Source organism: Embleya sp. NBC_00888 (assembly GCF_045207655.1).
In the GTDB taxonomy this organism is placed as follows: Bacteria; Actinomycetota; Actinomycetes; order Streptomycetales; family Streptomycetaceae; genus Embleya.
The window spans coordinates 2,832,348-2,850,397 of the sequence record NZ_CP108785.1; the positions used below are offsets into that span (position 1 = coordinate 2,832,348).

Genomic DNA, 18,050 nt, shown 5'->3' on the forward strand with positions numbered 1-18,050 from the left:
ACGCCGTCCGCGTCTTCATCCCGTCCCGATCGGGGTCAGGCGCCGAATGACGTCGCGGTCCGAGATCGCGGCGCGGAGACCCTCGCTGTCGAGCCATCGCCCCAGGCGGTGGTGGAGTTCGGCGGCTTGGTCGATGGTCAGGCCGGTGACCGGGACCGGCCCCAGGCACAGGCGCGGATCGGGTGGGGTGACGGTGGGAATCAGCGCGGGTCGGTGCCGGGCGAGGTGGTGGAGGAGGACGAGCCGGTGATGCTCCTGCACGTGCGCGAGCACGCCGGGCTCCTCATCGATGGGGTCGACGAACACCCGCAACCGCAACCCGCACCCGTCCCGCACGAGCCGCGCTCGACCCGGTGCGGGCTCCTCCGGGCGCAACGGACGCAACAGCGTCGTGGCGAGGGTGGTTGCCTCGGAGTCCGTCAGGTACGCGGCGGCCCGGTCGGGCTCCTCGGCGCTGGGATGGATCCCCATCGAGAAGAAGTCGACCCGCCACGGCCGTTCGATACGCCCACTGGACCCAAGGCGCACACTCCATGCGGGCAACGTCACGGTCACGACGGTGGCCGGGATGGTCGGCTCGTTTTCGATGCTCATGATGTCCTCCGGATGATTTCGGCCCAGGCAGCGCTGGTGCCGGCAGTACGGTCGTGACCGAAATCGTCTGCGAGCAGGGCGACCAAGCCGACGCCGTACCCAAACGGGTCGACCGAACCTCGTTCGATCCACCGCCGGCGGCCGGTGTCGGTGACCGTGATGCGCACCCGCTCGCCCAGCACGCCGACCGTGACGGTGAACTCAGCCGCGCCGCTGAACCGAATGGCACTTGTGGCCAGTTCGGACGCGATCACGAGGGCATCGTCGAGGCGCGGTGTGTCCGTCAAGACCGACGCCACATGCACGCGCGCGACTCCGGCCATAACCGGCGTGGTCGGCAGTGTCACCGCGAACTCGATGGGCTCGGCCACTGCACTCCCAAACCGGTCACATTCGGTACGAGCTGTAGCTACAGCTTGTTCCTGTAGCCACAGCTTGTCAACCTGTACGCGTATTGCCGCCGAACTACGGAGCGAGCCATGTCGTACGAGACCCCCGCCTACCAGCGGGTCGCCGCCGATCTGCGCCGGCAGATCCTCGACGGCACGCTCCTTCCCGGGGCACGAGTGCCGTCCCGAGCCGAGATCAGCGCGCGATACGAGGTATCCGAGACGGTCGCCTTGTCGGCGCTGCGACTGTTGGTCTCGGAGGGCCTGGCCGAAGGGCGGTCCGGTTCGGGCACCTACGTACGCGAACAGCCCATACTCAGTCGGCTGGTTCGCTTCCCCCGCCGCGAGCGCGAGGGTTCGCCCTGGGCCGCCTCGATGGCCGGGCGCGGGCAGGCCGGAACCTGGTCCTCGAACTCGGCCACCGCCGAGGCCCCGGCCGACATCGCCGCGCGGCTACAGCTTCGGACCGGCGACCGCTGCATGCGCACCCGATACGTGTTCCGGGCGGACGGCGCCCCTGTGATGACGTCGTACTCGTACGAGCCGCTGGAGATCACCGGCGGGCAGCCGATCCTGATGCCGGAGGACGGTCCGCTCGCAGGCCGAGGCGTGGTCGAGCGGATGGCCGCGATCGGAATCGAAGTCACCGACGCCGAAGAGGACATCACGGCCAGGCCGGCATTGGCCGAGGAAGCCGCGCTCCTCGGCGAGCCGGCGGGCACGATCGTGATGGTGATCCGGCGCACGTACTGCGACACGTCCGGACGCCCGGTCGAGACGGCGGACATCCTGATCCCGGCATCGCGCTTCAGCCTGGTCTACCGCCTGCCGATCGAGCCGCACACACGCTGACGCCACGCGAAGTCCACCGGAGACAAGGCGAGCAACTCGACCGTTCCCACAGCGGCTCTCCACCCGGTTCCACCTGTGCGCCCACGGGCGATGCCGTGTCTTCTCCCTCGGCCGAGGAACGGGCGCCGAACAGTCCCCCGCACCCTGCCCGACAGCCTCAGCGCGGGCTGGAGCCGAAAGCCCATACCTCGTTGGAGAGTTCCGGCCCACGCGCCGGACGGACAGCCACACGATGGATTCCGACTCGACACCTCGGGAGGTACGACCGTGGGACAGCACAACAAGCCCGGCGACGACGGAGACGGCAAGACCCCCATCCGGGAGCGGGACGGTCAAGTACCCCAGCCCAAGCCGGACAAGGACAAGGACAAGTGACCGGCGCCGTCGATTGGGACCGCGTCTTCGCGGACACGCCCCGTCGCCCGTACATCCCCGCCGTGGTGTGGGTGGACGACGACGAACCGATCAACCGCGACAAGGACCCGGACGCGTGGGCGGACGCCGTAGCGGCGGACGTTCCTCTCGTCACCCAAATGGATGATGGAGCGGTAGGGGGCGGCCTGTTTCCGTCGTCCGCCGCATCCATGCCGTCCCTTGTCCGATTCATGCTCGATCAGCTCGACGTCGAACCGGATCACGACGTCCTTGAAATCGGGACCGGAACCGGGTGGAGCACGGCCTTGTTGGCCACGGCCTTGACCGATGATCGGGTGACGTCGATCGAGGTTGATGCGCACGTGGCTGCCCACGCGCAAGAGTCGCTGTTCGCTGGTGACTTCGAACCGACCCTGATCATCGGCGACGGGTTGCGGGGGCACAAGGAAGGCGCGCCGTACGATCGGCTTATCGCGACCATGGCCGTACAGCGGGTGCCGTACGAGTGGGTGGAGCAAGTGAAGCCCGGCGGTGTGATCGTCACCCCCTGGGGCACCGCGTTCCACAACAGCGGACTACTGCGCATGGTCGTCGGCGAAGACGGCACGGCATCCGGCCGGTTCGTGGGCAGCGTCAACTTCATGTGGGCACGGTCTCAACGTCGCAGGTTCGACACGCGCGAATTCGTGGGCGACGTCATCCCGGACCCGGGCACAGCCAGGGTTCGACACACCACGACCGACCCGCGACCCATGCGGGACGAACACGCCGAGTTCGCGATCGGGCTTTGCCTGCCCGAGGTCGAGCAACGTGTGTACTTCGGGCGCGGTGATGCAGCGGGCGAGTACACGCAATGGCTCAGCGACGGGGAGTCGTGGGCATCGGTGGACTACAAGCCAGGGGCCGACAGGTTCGAGGTGAACGAGAGCGGTCCGCGCGACCTGTGGGCAGACGTCGAGACGGCTTTCGAGGGGTGGCGCAATCGGGGTGAACCGCCCCGGGAACAGCACGGGGTCACCGTGACCCGTGACGGTCAGTGGACGTGGTTCGACGGGCCGAACGACCGAGTGAACGTCGGACCGGCGCCCGCCACATAGCACTGTGTCAGCCCCGGCCCGAGCATCAAGGGTCGGGGCTGTTCGCCCACCCAACGACCGGGGCAGCCATCAGCGAGTCGGTTTCGGGTGGTCGGTGGGGAGGGTGGGGTGTGATCGAGGTGGAGTTGAAGGCTCGGGTGGGTGATCGGGAGGGGCTTCTCGGTGCGTTGGAGGGGCTCGCCGGCGGGCGGGAGGAGGTGTATGAGGACACCTATTACGACGATGTCGGGCGGGCTTTGGCGCGTGGGGAACGGGAGTTGCGGGTCCGGACGGTGCGGGGTGCGGAGGGCGCGGTGTCCGTGTTGACGTACAAGGACGCGCCGGTCGAGGTGGTGTCCGGGTCGAAGCCCGAGTACGAGACGCGGGTCGGGGATGCGGCCGGGGTGGACGCGGTGTTGCGCGGGCTCGGGTACGTGCCGACGATTCGGTTCGAGAAGCGGTGTCGGAACTACGCGTTCGAGCGCGGGGGTCTGCGCCTGTTCGCCTCGGTGGTGGAGGTTCCGGAACTGGGCGAGACGTTCGTGGAGGTCGAGACCCTGGTGGCGGACCGCGATCGGGTCGCGGCGGCGCTGGAGGTGGTGCGGGCGGTCCTCGCCGACCTCGGCGTCGTGCGCGAGGCGTTCACGAACGAGTCGTACACGGACGCGGTGGCGGCGCGGAGGGCCGGTGCGTCCGGGGCCGATTCGCGGACCGGCGAGTGACGGGACGGGTGGGTCACGAGCGCTCGGAGGGCGCCGATTCGCGGTAGAGGACCAGGTGTTCGTGGTAGAGCACGCCGTCGCGGATGTCGCCGGTGGCGGTGAAGTCGGTGTCGTCGACGTAGTCGAGGTGGGCGCCGGTGACGGTGTAGCTGCCGGTGTAGGCGCTGCGCCGGGTGCCTCGGGCCTCGTCGTAGCGGCCGTCGGGACGAAGTTCCTGGCGGATGTGGCCGTCGGCGGTCACCCACATGCCGACAACGTCGACACTGGCACTGGCACTGGCACTGGCGGCTGCGGTCCGGGTGGGTTCGGTGGTCATGCCGTACTCCGTGGGTTGTCGGTCGGCGGTTGGTTCGCCCAGTCTGCGCACGGGGCCCGGGCCGAAGGCAGGGCGCGGGACTCCCGGGTGCGCGACACCCACCCGACCCGAGGACCGGCCGGAGGCAGGGCGTCGCACTCCCGGGTGTACGACACGGACCCGGCAGGAGGCTCGGGCCGGAGGCAGGGCGCCGGACTCCGGCTGTGCGACACCCCGCCCGGGACGGAATGCCGCGCCGGGCGGGCCCGAAGGTGGTGGTGAGCAGCGGACTTCTCGGGTTGTTTGCGTCTTGTTCGGTTAGTCCTTTCGGGTGTTGGGACCGAATGGGGCTTCGGGGCCGGGCCCGGTGCGGTAGACAGGTGGACATGCCTCTGAAGACGCGTGCCGCCAGGGTCGGCTCGATGGATGTGAATCGCATGGCCCCGGTGGAGTTGCGGGTGTTCGCGCTGTTCGCCGCAGCGGCCGCGGCGGGCCAGAGCATCACCATCCGCGAGGTGGCCGGCCTGGCCGGGCCCAACGGGCGCACGATCGGCTCGCGCAGCGCGATGAGCATCGCCGGCGATCTGGTCGACAGCGGTCTGCTGGCGTTGTCCCCGCCGCTGACCGTGGTCGGCCTCGACGGGCCGATCGAGGTGTCCGTGGCCGGTCGCGGCCCGGTGGAGCCGACCGCCAAGCCGGTGCTGCCGCGCCCCTCGTCGCCGCTGCTGCCCGAGCTGCGCGAGCCGACCGCGCCCGATGCCGTACCGCCGCCGCGAGGCCCGCGCACGACGGCCGAGCAGCCCCGCGGCGCGAAGGAGACCCGCCGGCCGCGCGATCCGAAGGGGCCCAGGGACGGCGGCGAGCAGACGGGCCTGCGGCGCTTCGGCGTGCTCACCGTGCCGCCCGGGCTGCCGGAGCCGCTGCTGGCCGAACTCACCGCGATCGTCGAGGGGTTCCGCGCGCATCAGGCCGGCGGCGTCGCGGACCTGACCGTGGTGGCCGAGCTGACCAAGCGCAAGGCCGCCGCGCTCACCCTGTGGGCAGACGCGCCGTATCCGCTGGGTACCGGGCTGGTCCGGGCCGAGGCCGACCGCGCTCGTCGGGCGTACGAGACCACGCTCCAGCAGTTGGCGCAGCAGCGCGGCATCCCGTGGGAGAGCGCGCGTCCCGACGCGGAGCCCGGTGGGCACTGGGCGGTGAGCGGCCTGGGCGAGCCGGTGCGCGGCGCGTTGACGTACATCGGCCGGACCGCCCCCGGCACCGCCCCCGTCGCCCGACTGCTCGCGCTGGTCTGCCTGTTGCGCGGAGTCGGCTCGGGTGTCGCCAACCTGACCGGCCCCGATCTGCGCGGCGTCTGCGGCAAGGAGGCCGAGCTCGCGGTCGGCGAACTGACCGCGTCCGGGTGGCTCAGCGTCGACGTCGAGGAGTTGCTGGCGACCGAGGAGGACCCGGTCGGCTGCGGCGTCCCCGGTGCCACCGGCTTCTCGCTGGGCAAGCTGCCCCGCACCCGGTCCTCGGGCTGGGTCGCCCGCCTGATCTCGCACAAGAAGCTGCGTAAGCAGCCCGCGCACGTACGACTGGCCGCCCTCGGCATCACCGCCCACTCGGACGCCAACGGCGACGCCCGCGCGGAGGTGGCCTTCCTCGCCGGCCTCACCGCGACCACCGCCGACGAGGTGGCGGCCACGACCGAGACGCTCGTCGCGGAGGGCTGGCTGACCGAGGCCGACATCGAGGACGGGATGGTCCGGGGCCGAATCGCACCGGAACACCTGATCTACGTCGAGGCACTCCGAACGAACACCCCGGTACAAACCCTCCAGGCCGCGGCCAAGGCCGCAGCCGCACAAGAGGCGGCAACCACCGCGACTTCCACCCCGTAGACCTCGACTCGACCGCACAACCCGACCGCCTCGCCCCCGACCCGGCGACGACGCCGGATCGGGGACCCGACGCGATGCGCTCCCGACGCCGGCCGCACCCCAAGCCCGGGCCTCGGTCTCCGGTCCCCGGCCTCCGGTTCGATGGAAGCCGCCAACCGGCCTGCCATCGACACGCCGGCCCACCCGAGCCGGTCGCCGCCACCCGGGCTGCCCGCCCTGCCCGGGTCGATCGGCGCGTTCGGTGAGTGGATCGACCAGGGCCCCGCCAGACGCACCCCTCCGGGCAGGACGAGTGAGTCATCCGGCCCGGAGGAACCAGGGCCACCCTCATCGCAAGACCGACACACCGACAGGCGACCCCCATCGCCCCGGGTCCCCACGAAGTCCCCGACCGGGCGCCGGGGGCCGGGAGCCGGGAGCCGGGAGCCGGGAGCCGGGAGCCGCGGTGAGCATGTCGACCACCACGTGCGAATCGACCCACTCCACCGCCGGCTCCGGCACTCCCGATCAAGCACCTCCCAAGCGTGCACGTCCCGCCCCCGGCACGTCACCCACCGCCACCCCTCGCCGTGCGCCGGCCGGGCGCGGACGAAGCGAACCGCAGCCCCGCGCGCCGGCGGAAGTTTGCCTGTCCGTCACCCGCGATCCGCTCCCCGGTCGACGGCGGACCGATGAACTGCGGTGGTCCGAACACCTCCGCACGCCCGAACCACCCCCGTACGTGCGAGCGGCTCGGTGCAGCACCCGAACCACCCCATCCGTGCGAACCCATCGCACGGGCGCTTCTCCCCACATCCGAAAGGGCTCCCCGTGTCGGCCTCCCCCCAGCCTCCCTCCGGCGTATCCCGCCGCCGCCTGTTCCAACTCGGCGCGGGCGGCGCGGGACTCGCCGTCGCCGGCTCGCTCCTCCCGCCGTCCGTCCAGCAGGCTCTCGCCTCCCCGCCCCCGCGTGGCGGGTTGAAGGCGATCAAGCACGTGGTCGTGCTCGTCCAGGAGAACCGCTCGTTCGACCACTACTACGGCACGCTGCGCGGGGTCCGGGGCTTCGGGGACCGCAACGCGATCCGGCTGCGCGACGGGCGAAACGTGTTCGAGCAGCCGGGCGGTCCCGCCGGACGGGTGTTGCCGTTCCCGGTGCGCAAGGCGGCCCAGGACGCGGCGAAGGACCTGCAGTACATAGGCGCGCTCGACCACAGCTGGGACGGCGGGCACAAGGCCTGGAACGACGGCTGGAACGACGGCTGGATCGGCGCCAAGTCGCCCGCCACGATGGCCTACTACGACCGTACCGACCTGCCGTTCCACTACGAGCTGGCGGACACGTTCACGATCTGCGACGCGTACCACTGCGCACTGCCGTCGTCGACCTCGCCCAACCGCAACTACCTGGTCAGCGGCTACACCGGCTACGAGCCCGGCAGCAGCACCCGGCGGGCGATCGACAACGCCGCGTACTCCGAGGACAGCCACGCGGGCTACTCGTGGACCACCTACGCCGAGCACCTCCAGCGCGCGGGCCGGTCCTGGAAGGTCTACCAGGAGTGGGACAACTACCAGGACAACAACCTGGAGTTCTACGTCTCGTTCAAGCAGGTCGCGCGCAAGGCACTGGCCGCGGCCGGCGACTTCAAGAGCCTGGACTCGTTCTACGGCAAGCTCGGCGGGCTGCCCGCGGCCGAGCAGGACGCGCTGCTGGCCAAGCTGGAGCAGGGCGTCGCGGCGCTGCCGGCCGCCGACCGGGTGCTGTACGAGCGCGGTCTGCGCCGCGGCCGGCCGCACTCGCTGGCGAACGCGCTGCGCGCCGACATCGCCGCCGGCACACTGCCCGAGGTGTCCTACCTGGTGCCCTCGGCGGCCGACTCCGAGCACCCGAGCGCCTCCTCGCCGGCCGCCAGCGCGACGATCACCTACCAGGTGCTCGACGCGATCGCGTCCAACCGCGACATCTGGGACTCCACCGTCGTGCTGCTCACGTTCGACGAGAACGACGGCTTCTTCGACCACGTGCCGGCGCCGCGCCCGCCGGAGGAGGTCACGGACGAGTACTACAACGGCCGGCCGATCGGGTTCGGCGCACGGGTGCCGATGATGATCGTGTCGCCGTGGACCGTGGGCGGGTACGTCTCCTCGGAGACCTTCGACCACACCTCGGTGACCCGATTCCTGGAGACCTGGACGGGAGTTCGCGCGCCCGACATCAGCGCGTGGCGACGTACCGTGTCCGGCGACCTGACCGGCGCCTTCGACTTCGACCGGGCCCGCCGCTCGCACGTGCCGCCCCGGCCGGCCCCGGCCCCGGCGTTCACCTCGCGCTGGCGGCCCGCGCCGCCCGCCGACCAGAAGCTGCCCGAGCCCGAGCGCGGTCGCCGCCCGGCCCGTCCGCTGCCGTATCAGCCGGACGCGTCGGCTCGCGTGGACGCCGCCAAGCGCACGCTCACCCTCGACCTGGCCAACGGCGGGCGATCCAGCGTGCACCTCCAGTTGTTCCCCTACTCGGGTGAACTGCCCAAGCCCAAGCACTACGACGTGCAGGGCAAGCGCTCGGACACGATCGCGCTCAAGGGCGACCGCTACGACCTGACGGTGGTGGGCCCGAACGGTTTCCGCCGCGAGTTCGCCGGGGCCACGGCGGCGGCCGGCGCCGAGGTCACCTCACGGATCCGCGCGACGGGCCGGGTGCTGGACCTGGAACTGGCCAACCACGGCAAGCAGTCGGTGACCTTCAAGCTCACCCCGAACGCGTACGGCCTCGGCTGCTCCGACCGCGAGCGCACGATCACCCTCAAGCCGGGGCGGGAGCGTACCGTGCACTGGTCGACGGGTTCGGCCGACGGCTGGTACGACGTCACGGTCACGATCGAGGGCGGCGACGGCTTCACCCGACGGCTGGCCGGCCACATCGAGAACGGTCGGGAGAGCGTCAGCGGCTGACAACCGTCAGGTCTCGGCGGCGACCGGCACCATTCCGCACGTCCCGGCGACTTCCCCGCGCCGGGACGTGCGATCTCCGCTGCCGCCGCCGGCCGTCGGCCTCCGCGCGACGGGGGCGGGAGGCAGGCGGCACGGCAGCGTTTCAGGCGGCGTTACGCTCGCCGACGGCATCCGGCGAGCGCTCGGCCGCTTCGTCGCCGGCGGTGGGCTTACTCGCGGGATGCCGAGCGTGCGGCCGGGCGACCTGCAACTCGCATCGGCCCTCCGTGCACCGACGCTCCAACCGGCCCGCCGAAATGGCCTGGATCAACCCGACCAGCCAACAGGTCGGGCAACCGCGCAGCACGATCAGGCCCACCGGAGCGAGCAGCAGTGCGGCCGGGCCGACCACGGGGATCAGCGCGAACGCGCCGACGAGCGCCCCAAGCCCCACCGCACCTCGGACCAGATGCCGCGCCACCGAATCACGGGCGGCACCCCGGTCGGTGGCGAGCCCCATCGACAGCACCGTCTTCACCCGGTCGCGGGTCGCCCACCGAAGGGCCTTCCCCGGCCGGTCGCCGGTCGACGGCAACGGGGCGGCCTTCCCGCGGTCGGCGTCCACTCCCCTTGGAGCGTCCTTCACGCGGTCGGCCCCCACTCCCCTTGGGGCCTCCTTGCCACCGCCGGCGTCCACTCCCGCTCGGGCCTCCGCCACCTGGTCATCGAGCACCCCCATCGGGGCCTCCTTCGCACGGTCGACGACCACTCCCATCGGTGCCTCCCTCACGCGGTCGATGGTCACTTGCATCGGTGTCGCCGGCGCCGCCGCTCTCGTCGCGACCCGCCTCGTACCCGTCGAGCGGTTGCCGAAGTCCCTCCCGGACCGCCGTCCGGGCCCGGTGCAGGCGCGACTTCATGGCAGCCGTACTCAAGCCGAGCTCCTCGGCGACCGGCCGCCCCGGCCGGCCCTGTACGTCGCGCATGATCAGCACCCGGCGCAGGTCCTCGGGCAACGCGGCGATCACCGCGGCCACCCGCTCGGCCTCCAGCCGCCGGAGTACGTCGTCCTCCAGGCACTCCGTGGCGGCCTCCCGGTCCGGTTCGGCCGGCCGCAGCACCGTCCGGGCGCGCCGCAGACATTCGTTGCGCACGATGCGGAACATCCACGACCCCAGCGCCGCGGTCGCCCGCAACATCCCGATCCGGCGGTAGAGGATGATCAACGCCTCCTGCGCCGCGTCCTCCGCGTCGTGCGGTGACGTGCACAACGAATGGGCGAAGCGCAGCACGTGCGGATACGAACCGGAGACCAGCGCGGAGATCGAGTCGACGTCCCCGCGCTGGGCGGCGAGGACCAACTGTTCGCCGGGCCAATCGATCTCAGCCACGCGAGCTCCTCCGCTTTCGGACCAGAACGACGCACGTGCACACCAGCAACGCGACACCGACCGCGACACCGACAACGACAACTCCCATGGGCACCTCCGACTCCGGGGCCGACCGAGCGGCCGACGCACACATAAGAGCCCGCCGGACCGCAAAAGGATTCACCCGAACCACAACCCGTCGCCGCCGACCTCGCCTGCCCGGGTTCGATGATCCACCAGAGGCGGGACGACCGGACGAGCCACCGAATCCTGGGCCGCCCCGATCACTCCCGGAACGGGACGGCGGTGCGCCGGCGGACCAGTTCCGCGTACGGTTCGAGCGTGCCGGCCGGGAGCGTGGCCAGCCACAGGACGTCGGCGGCGGACCCCCGCACCTGCGCGTCCCGCTCGGCGGCGTCGATCGGCTCGGCCGGATCCGCGCGGCACACGCTCGCGGCGTTGACCACGACGTCGCGCCGCGCCGCGTCCTCGGCCAGGTCCCGCGCCAGTACCTTCATCGCGGCCACCCGGCCGATCATCGACGGAACGCCGATCCACGCGGGCCAGCCCTCGGCGGCGGCACGACCCTCCTCCACGGCGCGTACGTAGTCGTCCATCACCTCGGCCAGCTCGGCCAGGCTCGCCCGATCCACGTCAAAGCGTGTGCGCAGCCGGTACGGAAGGTGCCGCAGCCCGGCGAAGTCACCGGCCAGGAGCACGAATCGTGCCCCGTCGTTGAGCAGCGGAGCGAACGCCTCGATCAGCCGGTGGGTGCCGTGGTTGTCGGTGTCCACGTAGGCCCTGACCTGATCCTGGTTGCGCGTCCCGAGGTCGACCCGGGCGGCGGCGCCGGCGATCACCACGTCCACGCCGCCGTGTCGGTCGGCGAGCGTCGCGGCGAGCCTGGCGGCGCCGGTCGCGTCGCGTGGATCGAGGTCCGCGAAGTGCGGTGCGAACCCCTCGGCGCGCAGCCGGGCCACGGCGTCGCGCCCACGCTCCGGATCCCGGGCCGCCAGGTAGACCGCGCCCTGCTCGCCCAGCCGTCGGCACAGTCCGCGCACGAGCGCGAGGTCCAGCGCGCCGGTTCCGCCGGTGACGATGGCGGTCTTGGACATGGCGATCCCCGATTCCGTGGTTCGGTGCGTAGGCCGTGCGGCATGCGGCATGCGGCGTATGGCCTCCGGGCGTTGCGGCACCCGGCGGTCGGCACCCGTGACGGTCCGCGCCGCGCCGGTCGAGCGCGCTCGGTCGAGCACGCCGTCCGGCGGCGTGGATCCGGTGCCCGGGCGTTCCGGCCGGCGTGTCTCTACGATCGTGCCGAGACACTTCCCCGAGCAACGACGATGTCGGCAACCCTCGTTAATCCAGGGGTTACCGATGACAGGTGTGGCACGGGGTGCGGCACGGGGCACGGGGCGCGGTGTGGCACGGCGTACGGCGCGGAGTGCGGCACGAGGCACGAGACCGGTTCGCGCCGGCTCGCGCCGGTCTCATCGGCGGGAGCACGGCACGGTACGGCGACGAACGGCGGGGGCGTATGGAGCTGCGGGACATCGAGATCTTTCTGGTGCTGGCGGAGGAGTTGCACTTCGGCCGTACCGCCGAGCGACTGCTGGTGTCCTCGGCCCGGGTCAGCCAGGCGATCAAGCAGCAGGAGCGTCGGATCGGCGCGCCCTTGTTCGAGCGCACCAGTCGGCGGGTGTCGCTGACCCCGATCGGCCGGCAGTTGCGTGAGGACCTGGCCGCGGGCTACCAGCGCATTCAGGACGGGATCGAGCGGGCCGCGGCGGCGGCGCGCGGCCTCTCCGGCACGCTGCGGCTGGGCACGATGGACGCGACGCTGGCCGAGATCCCCGAAATCCTGGACACCTTTCGCAGCCGGCATCCCGACTGCGAGCTGCGCATTCGCGAGGCGCACATCGGCGACCCGTTCGGGCTGCTGCGCGGCGGCGAGGTGGATCTGCAACTGGTGTGGCTGCCGGTGGAGGAGCCGGACCTGACGGTGGGCCCGATCGTGCTGACCGAGCCGCTGGTGCTCGCCGTGTCCGCGCGGCACGAGTTCGCCGGCCGCGAGTCGGTCTCGCTCGAGGACCTCGCGGTCGGTCCGGTGTTCCGGATCGACGACTCGGTCCCGGCCTACTGGGCCGAGGCGATCAACCCGACCCAGACGCCCAGCGGGAAGCCGATCCCGCGCGGCCCCGCAAGCACGACGGCGCACGAGACGCTGACCGCGATCGCGGCCGGGCTGGGCATCTCGCCGGTACCGCTGCACGCGGTCAAGTACTTCCCCCGGGGCGACATCGCGTACATCCCCATCCACGACTCGCCCGCGCTCGCCTGGGGCCTGGTCTGGCGCACCGCCGCGTTCTCCCCACTCGCCCAGGCCTTCACCCGCGCCGCCACCGACACCCTGACGGCAGCCGCATCGACAAAGGCCGGACCGGACCCGGCCCGCCGCCCTTGACCTTGCGCCGGCCGGACAACCTGCGGGACGCCCGGGACTCGGGATACCCGACTCGATCCGCCCCGATCCGCCCCGACCGCCGACCGGCTCGACGTCCGCCGACACACCGAGGCCGCTCCCGCACACTGGGAGCGGCCTCGCCCGCGACACAACGCTGCCGGCCCCGACAATCCCGGCGGTTCGTCTCCCGGGCCCGGACGTGCCGTCCGATCGGTACGGCACTCACGAACCGTCCGACCCTGCGGCGCTGACGAAACAGTCACCCATAGGGCACTGACGAGAGCACGCCCGAGCACGTTCGGCAAGACCGTCGGGCCCTCCCTGGTGGAAGCCGCCGGCTACCGGGCCACGTCGCCGACTTCGGGCGCACCGCCCACGCCCCCCGCCCAGCCTCGACCCTCCGCTCGGGACACCTCCTCCGCCATGACGGCGACCGGCAACATCGGGTTGGCCGCTGCCGCCCGCACCACCTGTGCGTCCTCGTCCGCGAGTAGTGCGATGAGGGTCGCCGGCCGCAGGGCCGGGTGGCCGGCGGCCAGGCGCCTTGCCCGGTCATCCGCGAGGCACGCGTGCAGGGCCCGTGCGGTCGCGTTGCGGTGTCGGGCGATCGCGCGCAGTGCCTTGCGTGGTGGGGCCGGCCGGCGGGTCAGCTCCTCCAGGAGGGCCGACGACGCATCCGGGTTCGCCGCGACGCCGGCGGCCACGCGGGCCCCATGCCGAGCGAGCATGGCCCGCAGCCGGGTCTCGGACAGACCGGGGTGCGGTGCGATGGAGGCGACCACCTTGGCGTCCGGATCACCGGCGAACGTGTCGCGGATCGTGTCGGGAAGGTCGCGACGTGCGGCCACCAGCATCCGCAACGCCGCATCGGCCGACCTGGCGGCCACGGCGATCTCACGAGGCGACGCGGTGGCGATGCGGGGCAGCAGGGTGGGGCCGAGCCGGGTGGTGCCGGCCACGCGGGTGAGTACGTCGAGCGGCAGGCCCGGGTTGGCCGCGAGTACCCGCCGCACGTCGTGGGACCCGTCGTCGGCAAACGTGCGGCAGGCGGCCTCGTCGAGGTGGGGATTCTCGGCCAGGGCCAGCCGCACCAGCGGAATCGGGTCCTCGGCGAGCCGGGCCGTCTGCTCGGGCGACAGGTCGCCGCGGGAGGCGAGTTCGGCGCGCAGCAACATCGAGGGGTGGTCGACGAAGCCGGCCACCGCCTCGGTCGGCGTGGCCCGATTCCCCAGGGCGTTGCGCCGTATCTCGTGCACCGTCGACTCGTGCGCGCCGGAACAGGCCGCGCCCGCGGGCAGTTCGCAGTCGAGCCGGGAGCAGTGCGGATCGTGCACGAAGGGCACCGGTTCGCGATCGCAGACCGCGCATCGCCGGGCCGGCGGCAGGCCGTTGCCGGTGAGCAGGGCCGCCAACAGGGCCGGGGGTGTCGCGTCGTTGGCCGCCACCGCGCGGCGCACGTCGGCGTGCGGATGCTCGGCGAGTCGAGTGGCCGTCTCCGTGGTCGTCCACCAGCCGAGTTCGGCCGCCACCCGCGCCTCCGGGTCGGCGGCGAGCGCGGCGCGCACATCGGATGGCAGGTCGGGGCAGGCGGCCAACCGCTCCCGATGCTCGGCGTCCGGGTCGGCCGCGAACAGGCGGGCCCACTCCGGAGGTCCGGCGCCCTGGTCCAGCAGGGCGAGTGCGACGTCCGGGCGGGTCGCGGGATCGATGTCGGCGGCGCCGAGCCGACCCGCGCACACCAGGTCGACCGCGCTCCCCGGTTGACGCCCGACCAGCGCCGCCGCCTGCGCGGCGGTGAGCGCCGCGTTCCTGGCGATCCCGCAGGCCAGGTCCTCGTCGGCGACCGCGATCAGCCGATCGAGCAACTCCGCCGGCAGAGCCGGATTGGCGGCAAGCCCGTACAGGGCCTCACGGTTCACCGGCCACATCCTGCCCGACCCGGGGTGGACCGGCAGCCGAATATCGGCCCACCAGGTGGATCCGCCCGAGCCGACCCACTCGGCCGATCCGGCCCACCGACCCACCCCGGCCAACCCGACCCAGCCAATCCGACCCAGCCAATCCGACCAACCCGACCGACTCGACCGACTCGACCGACTCGACCGATCCGGCCCACCCACCCGGCGACCCGACCCGCCCGACCCACCGACCCAGCCGGTCAACCCGACCCGACCCACCCATCGACCCAGCCGGCCCATCCAGGCAACCAACCTGACCGATCCGGCCCACCCGGCCGACCCGACCCGTTGCGCCGGCCCGTCCGGTGCCGTCGGCGGGCATGGCTCTTGTCTCCTGTCGGCGCCTCTGCCATACATGGCTGCACGCCGCATCTGACGCTGTGTCATTTCCCGTGGCGGGAGAGAGGTCTGCCGTGACTCGTCTGGTACTGACCGGGGCCAACCTGCTCGACGGGACCAACGCCGCCGTCGCCGATCGCACGGTGGTGGTGGAGGGCGAGCGGATCGTCGCCGTGCGAAGCGAGCGGCCCGACCCGCAGGACGGCGACGTACTCGTCGACCTGGCCGGACGCACCCTGATGCCCGGCATGTTCACGTGCCACTTCCACGCGACCTACCACGAGCTGGGCTCGAAGCCGAACACGCCGTACGGCAACGAGTACCCGCCCTCCTACCAGGCGCTGATCGCCGCGCGGAACCTGCGCACCGCGCTCGAACTCGGCTACACCGGCGTGGTCGGCGCGGGCGGGTCCAACGACGTCGAGGGCGGCGTCAAGCGCGCGATCGAGGACGGGCTGATCCCCGGCCCGAGGTTCTGGGCCTCCTCGCGCGAGTTGTCCACCACCGGGCACTCCAACGACGGTGTCCCGTGGCACTGGGGGATGGGCGCTTCCGGCGCGGTGCGGTTGTGCGACGGCGCGGAGAGCTTCCGGCTCGGCGTACGCGAGGAGATCAAGCGCGGCGCGGACGTGATCAAGCTGTTCGTGACCGGCGGGCACGGCACCACCGCGCCCAAGGACCGGATCGAGATGAGCCGTGCGGAACTGGCCGCCGCGATCGAGGCGGCCCATCAGCGCGGCGTGCTGATCCGGGCGCACCTGGTCAACAAGCCGGCCATCATGATGGCGCTCGAACTGGGCATCGACATCGTCGACCACTGCGACGAGATGGACGACGAGGTGATCGCCGCGCTCGTGGAGACCGGCGCGTTCGTGGTGCCCTCGTTGCACTTCCCGAAGCACTTCCTCGGCTTCATGGGCTCGGGACTGGGCTTCGCCGCCGACGCGATCAGGGCCGACCTGAACCACATGTACGCGATGATCCCGAAGGCGCAGGCCGCCGGCGTGCGGTTCGTGCTCGGCGACGACTACGGCGCGATCGGCTTCCCGCACGGGATGTACGGCGCGGAGCTGCGCCTGTACACCGAGCACGCGGGCGTGACTCCGCTCGACGTCCTGCGCTGGGCGACCCGCAACGGCGCCGAATTGGCCCGACGCGGCGACGACCTCGGCCGCGTCGAACCGGGCCGGCTCGCCGACCTGCTGATCCTGGACGGCGACCCGACGACCGACATCGGCGTCCTGGCCGACCGGCCACCCCGCGCGGTCCTCAAAGGCGGCGAGCTGGTCGCGGGGGCTTGGCCGGGGCGGTGAGCGGGGTGTCCCCGGACGCCTGATCTCCCGGACGCCTGGCCTCCCGGGTGCGTGGCCTCCCCGAGCGCCCGACCGCGCGATTGCCTACCGCGATCACGCACCCGTTCACCCATCACGACCGCCCGCCCCCGACCGCTCCGTACCCGCCCATTCCCCTGCCCGCCGTCCCCCACAGATCGGATCCGACCCGGGAGCACCCATGGCACCAGCGATCCGCTCCGTCGACCAGCTCGGCTACGTCGTCGACGACTTCTTCGCGATGATCCGCGAGGTTGCCCGGACCTGGGACGGCGAGTCGGCCCCGATCCGCGAACTCGACTTCGGCTGAGCGGGCGGGAACGGCGCGCCCCGTACGCTCACCCGCACCCGCACCCGAACCCACACCCGAACCGTCAGCCGCATCCGCAGCCACGCGCCCGACTCCGCACTTCGGGCGGCCCGCGCCGGCCCCGCTCGCCCCACCGTCCCGAGGTCCCCTCCACCGGCTCGCCTACACTCCGGTTGTGTCCGACCTCTCTTCCCCTCCCCCACCCGGTGACGACGCGCTCGACACGGTCGGAGCGCTCGCCGACCCGGTACGCCGGGCCCTGTACCGCTATATCGCCGCCGCCGAGGGCGCGGTCGGGCGAGCCGAGGCGGCCGACGCGGTCGGGATCCAGCGCACGCTCGCGGCGTTCCACCTGGACAAGCTCGCCGAGGCACGCCTGCTCAGCACCGAGTACGCACGGCCCGCCGGCAAGGGTGGGCCCGGCGCCGGCCGACCCGCGAAGTTGTACCGCCGCAGCACGATCGAGACCAGCGTGAGCCTGCCACCGCGCGCCTACGACACGGCCGGGCAGATCCTGGCGGACGCGGTCGAGCGCGCGGGCGCGGATCGGGCGGTGCACGCGGCCGCGTACGACACCGGGCGGCTGGCCGGGAGGGCGCTGGGCGGGCCGACCGCGGGTGGCGCGAGCGATACGGACGACACGGATGACACGGACGGTACGCGGGGTACGGACGAGCACGATCGGGTGGTCGCGGCGCTGACGGCGCGCGGATACGAGCCGGTCCCGGACGCGGTGTCGAACCCGGCCTCGGGCCCGGAGCCGCACCCGCAGCCGCAGCCGCAGCACGAGCGGGCCGATCAGGACGTCCCGGCGACGCCCGAGGAGCCGCACGAAACGTCCCGGATCCTGCTCCGGAACTGCCCCTTCCACCAACTGGCCGAGGACTTCCCGCCGCTGGTGTGCGGGATGAACCTGGCCCTGGTGGAGGGGCTCCTCGACGGCCTGGGCGCGGCCGAGCATCGGGCCAGGTTGGACTCGGTGCCGGGACGCTGCTGCGTGGTGGTCGAGCGGTCGGCGGAGGAGACCGCGCAAGGGCGACGGGCCGCGAACTCGGGGCCGGCGAACGAGGCGAACGGGCGGGGGCCGGTCGACTGATCCGCCCGATCCACCCTCCTCGGCACCCCCGCAATCTCTAAAAACAATTTTCGTTGACATATATCTCGGGACCTGGTGAGGTGACC

At 72.2% G+C, this 18,050-nt stretch carries 16 protein-coding genes; 9 read left to right on the forward strand and 7 right to left on the reverse strand.

The genetic code is table 11. The features are described 5' to 3' along the window. Positions 1 to 15 precede the first annotated feature (15 nt). Positions 16 to 594, reverse strand: a complete 579-nt coding sequence (locus OG948_RS46765) for a hypothetical protein (RefSeq protein WP_331771115.1) — start codon at positions 592 to 594, stop codon at positions 16 to 18. After that, positions 591 to 965: a hypothetical protein gene (locus tag OG948_RS46770; protein ID WP_331771116.1), complete on the reverse strand. Its 375-nt coding sequence runs from the start codon at positions 963 to 965 to the stop codon at positions 591 to 593. The genes OG948_RS46765 and OG948_RS46770 overlap by 4 nt, the downstream gene beginning before the upstream one ends. 108 nt (positions 966 to 1,073) lie before the next feature. On the opposite strand from OG948_RS46770, the gene OG948_RS46775 reads away from it, so the two are divergent. The 3 genes from OG948_RS46775 (at position 1,074) to cyaB (ending at position 4,008) form a co-directional block, all read left to right on the forward strand. After that, complete coding sequence (locus tag OG948_RS46775) at positions 1,074 to 1,835, forward strand: GntR family transcriptional regulator (protein ID WP_331771117.1); 762 nt, start codon at positions 1,074 to 1,076, stop codon at positions 1,833 to 1,835. A 446-nt stretch (positions 1,836 to 2,281) separates the two neighbouring features. Next, entirely contained in the window at positions 2,282 to 3,307 is a 1,026-nt protein-coding gene (locus tag OG948_RS46780; protein ID WP_406300652.1) for an rRNA adenine N-6-methyltransferase family protein, read from the forward strand. A gap of 110 nt (positions 3,308 to 3,417) precedes the next feature. Further along, positions 3,418 to 4,008: a class IV adenylate cyclase gene (gene cyaB, locus OG948_RS46785; protein WP_331771119.1), complete on the forward strand. Its 591-nt coding sequence runs from the start codon at positions 3,418 to 3,420 to the stop codon at positions 4,006 to 4,008. 13 nt (positions 4,009 to 4,021) lie between these two features. Here the strand turns inward: cyaB and OG948_RS46790 are convergent, their stop codons facing one another. After that, entirely contained in the window at positions 4,022 to 4,324 is a 303-nt protein-coding gene (locus OG948_RS46790) for an Atu4866 domain-containing protein (RefSeq protein ID WP_331771120.1), read from the reverse strand. Between the two features lie 365 nt (positions 4,325 to 4,689). On the opposite strand from OG948_RS46790, the gene OG948_RS46795 reads away from it, so the two are divergent. Next, on the forward strand, positions 4,690 to 6,186 hold the full coding sequence (locus OG948_RS46795) for a hypothetical protein (protein ID WP_331771121.1): 1,497 nt from the start codon (positions 4,690 to 4,692) through the stop codon (positions 6,184 to 6,186). An 810-nt stretch (positions 6,187 to 6,996) separates the two neighbouring features. Next, positions 6,997 to 9,117, forward strand: a complete 2,121-nt coding sequence (locus OG948_RS46800; RefSeq protein ID WP_331771122.1) for a phosphocholine-specific phospholipase C — start codon at positions 6,997 to 6,999, stop codon at positions 9,115 to 9,117. A gap of 142 nt (positions 9,118 to 9,259) precedes the next feature. Here OG948_RS46800 and OG948_RS46805 read toward each other — a convergent pair whose 3' ends face one another. The 3 genes from OG948_RS46805 to OG948_RS46815 all read right to left on the reverse strand — a co-directional run bounded on the left by OG948_RS46805 (position 9,260) and on the right by OG948_RS46815 (position 11,581). Beyond that, on the reverse strand, positions 9,260 to 9,835 hold the full coding sequence (locus OG948_RS46805; RefSeq protein ID WP_331771123.1) for a hypothetical protein: 576 nt from the start codon (positions 9,833 to 9,835) through the stop codon (positions 9,260 to 9,262). Next, entirely contained in the window at positions 9,819 to 10,487 is a 669-nt protein-coding gene (locus OG948_RS46810) for an RNA polymerase sigma factor (protein WP_406300653.1), read from the reverse strand. Before OG948_RS46810 ends, OG948_RS46805 begins: the two co-directional genes overlap by 17 nt. A 263-nt stretch (positions 10,488 to 10,750) precedes the next feature. After that, a complete protein-coding gene (locus tag OG948_RS46815) occupies positions 10,751 to 11,581 on the reverse strand; it encodes an SDR family NAD(P)-dependent oxidoreductase (protein WP_331771124.1) in 831 nt (276 codons plus the stop codon). A gap of 422 nt (positions 11,582 to 12,003) precedes the next feature. On the opposite strand from OG948_RS46815, the gene OG948_RS46820 reads away from it, so the two are divergent. Further along, on the forward strand, positions 12,004 to 12,930 hold the full coding sequence (locus tag OG948_RS46820) for a LysR family transcriptional regulator (protein WP_331771125.1): 927 nt from the start codon (positions 12,004 to 12,006) through the stop codon (positions 12,928 to 12,930). Positions 12,931 to 13,268: 338 nt separating this feature from the next. Here the strand turns inward: OG948_RS46820 and OG948_RS46825 are convergent, their stop codons facing one another. Further along, positions 13,269 to 14,849, reverse strand: a complete 1,581-nt coding sequence (locus tag OG948_RS46825) for a hypothetical protein (protein ID WP_406300654.1) — start codon at positions 14,847 to 14,849, stop codon at positions 13,269 to 13,271. Between the two features lie 452 nt (positions 14,850 to 15,301). Here OG948_RS46825 and OG948_RS46830 point away from each other — a divergent pair, with 452 nt between their 5' ends. The 3 genes from OG948_RS46830 to OG948_RS46840 all read left to right on the forward strand — a co-directional run bounded on the left by OG948_RS46830 (position 15,302) and on the right by OG948_RS46840 (position 17,964). Beyond that, a complete protein-coding gene (locus tag OG948_RS46830) occupies positions 15,302 to 16,540 on the forward strand; it encodes an amidohydrolase family protein (RefSeq protein WP_331771127.1) in 1,239 nt (412 codons plus the stop codon). 199 nt (positions 16,541 to 16,739) lie between these two features. Further along, a complete protein-coding gene (locus tag OG948_RS46835; protein WP_331771128.1) occupies positions 16,740 to 16,868 on the forward strand; it encodes a hypothetical protein in 129 nt (42 codons plus the stop codon). Positions 16,869 to 17,043: 175 nt separating this feature from the next. Further along, positions 17,044 to 17,964, forward strand: a complete 921-nt coding sequence (locus OG948_RS46840; RefSeq protein ID WP_331771129.1) for a helix-turn-helix domain-containing protein — start codon at positions 17,044 to 17,046, stop codon at positions 17,962 to 17,964. The last annotated feature ends 86 nt before the right edge of the window (positions 17,965 to 18,050 follow it).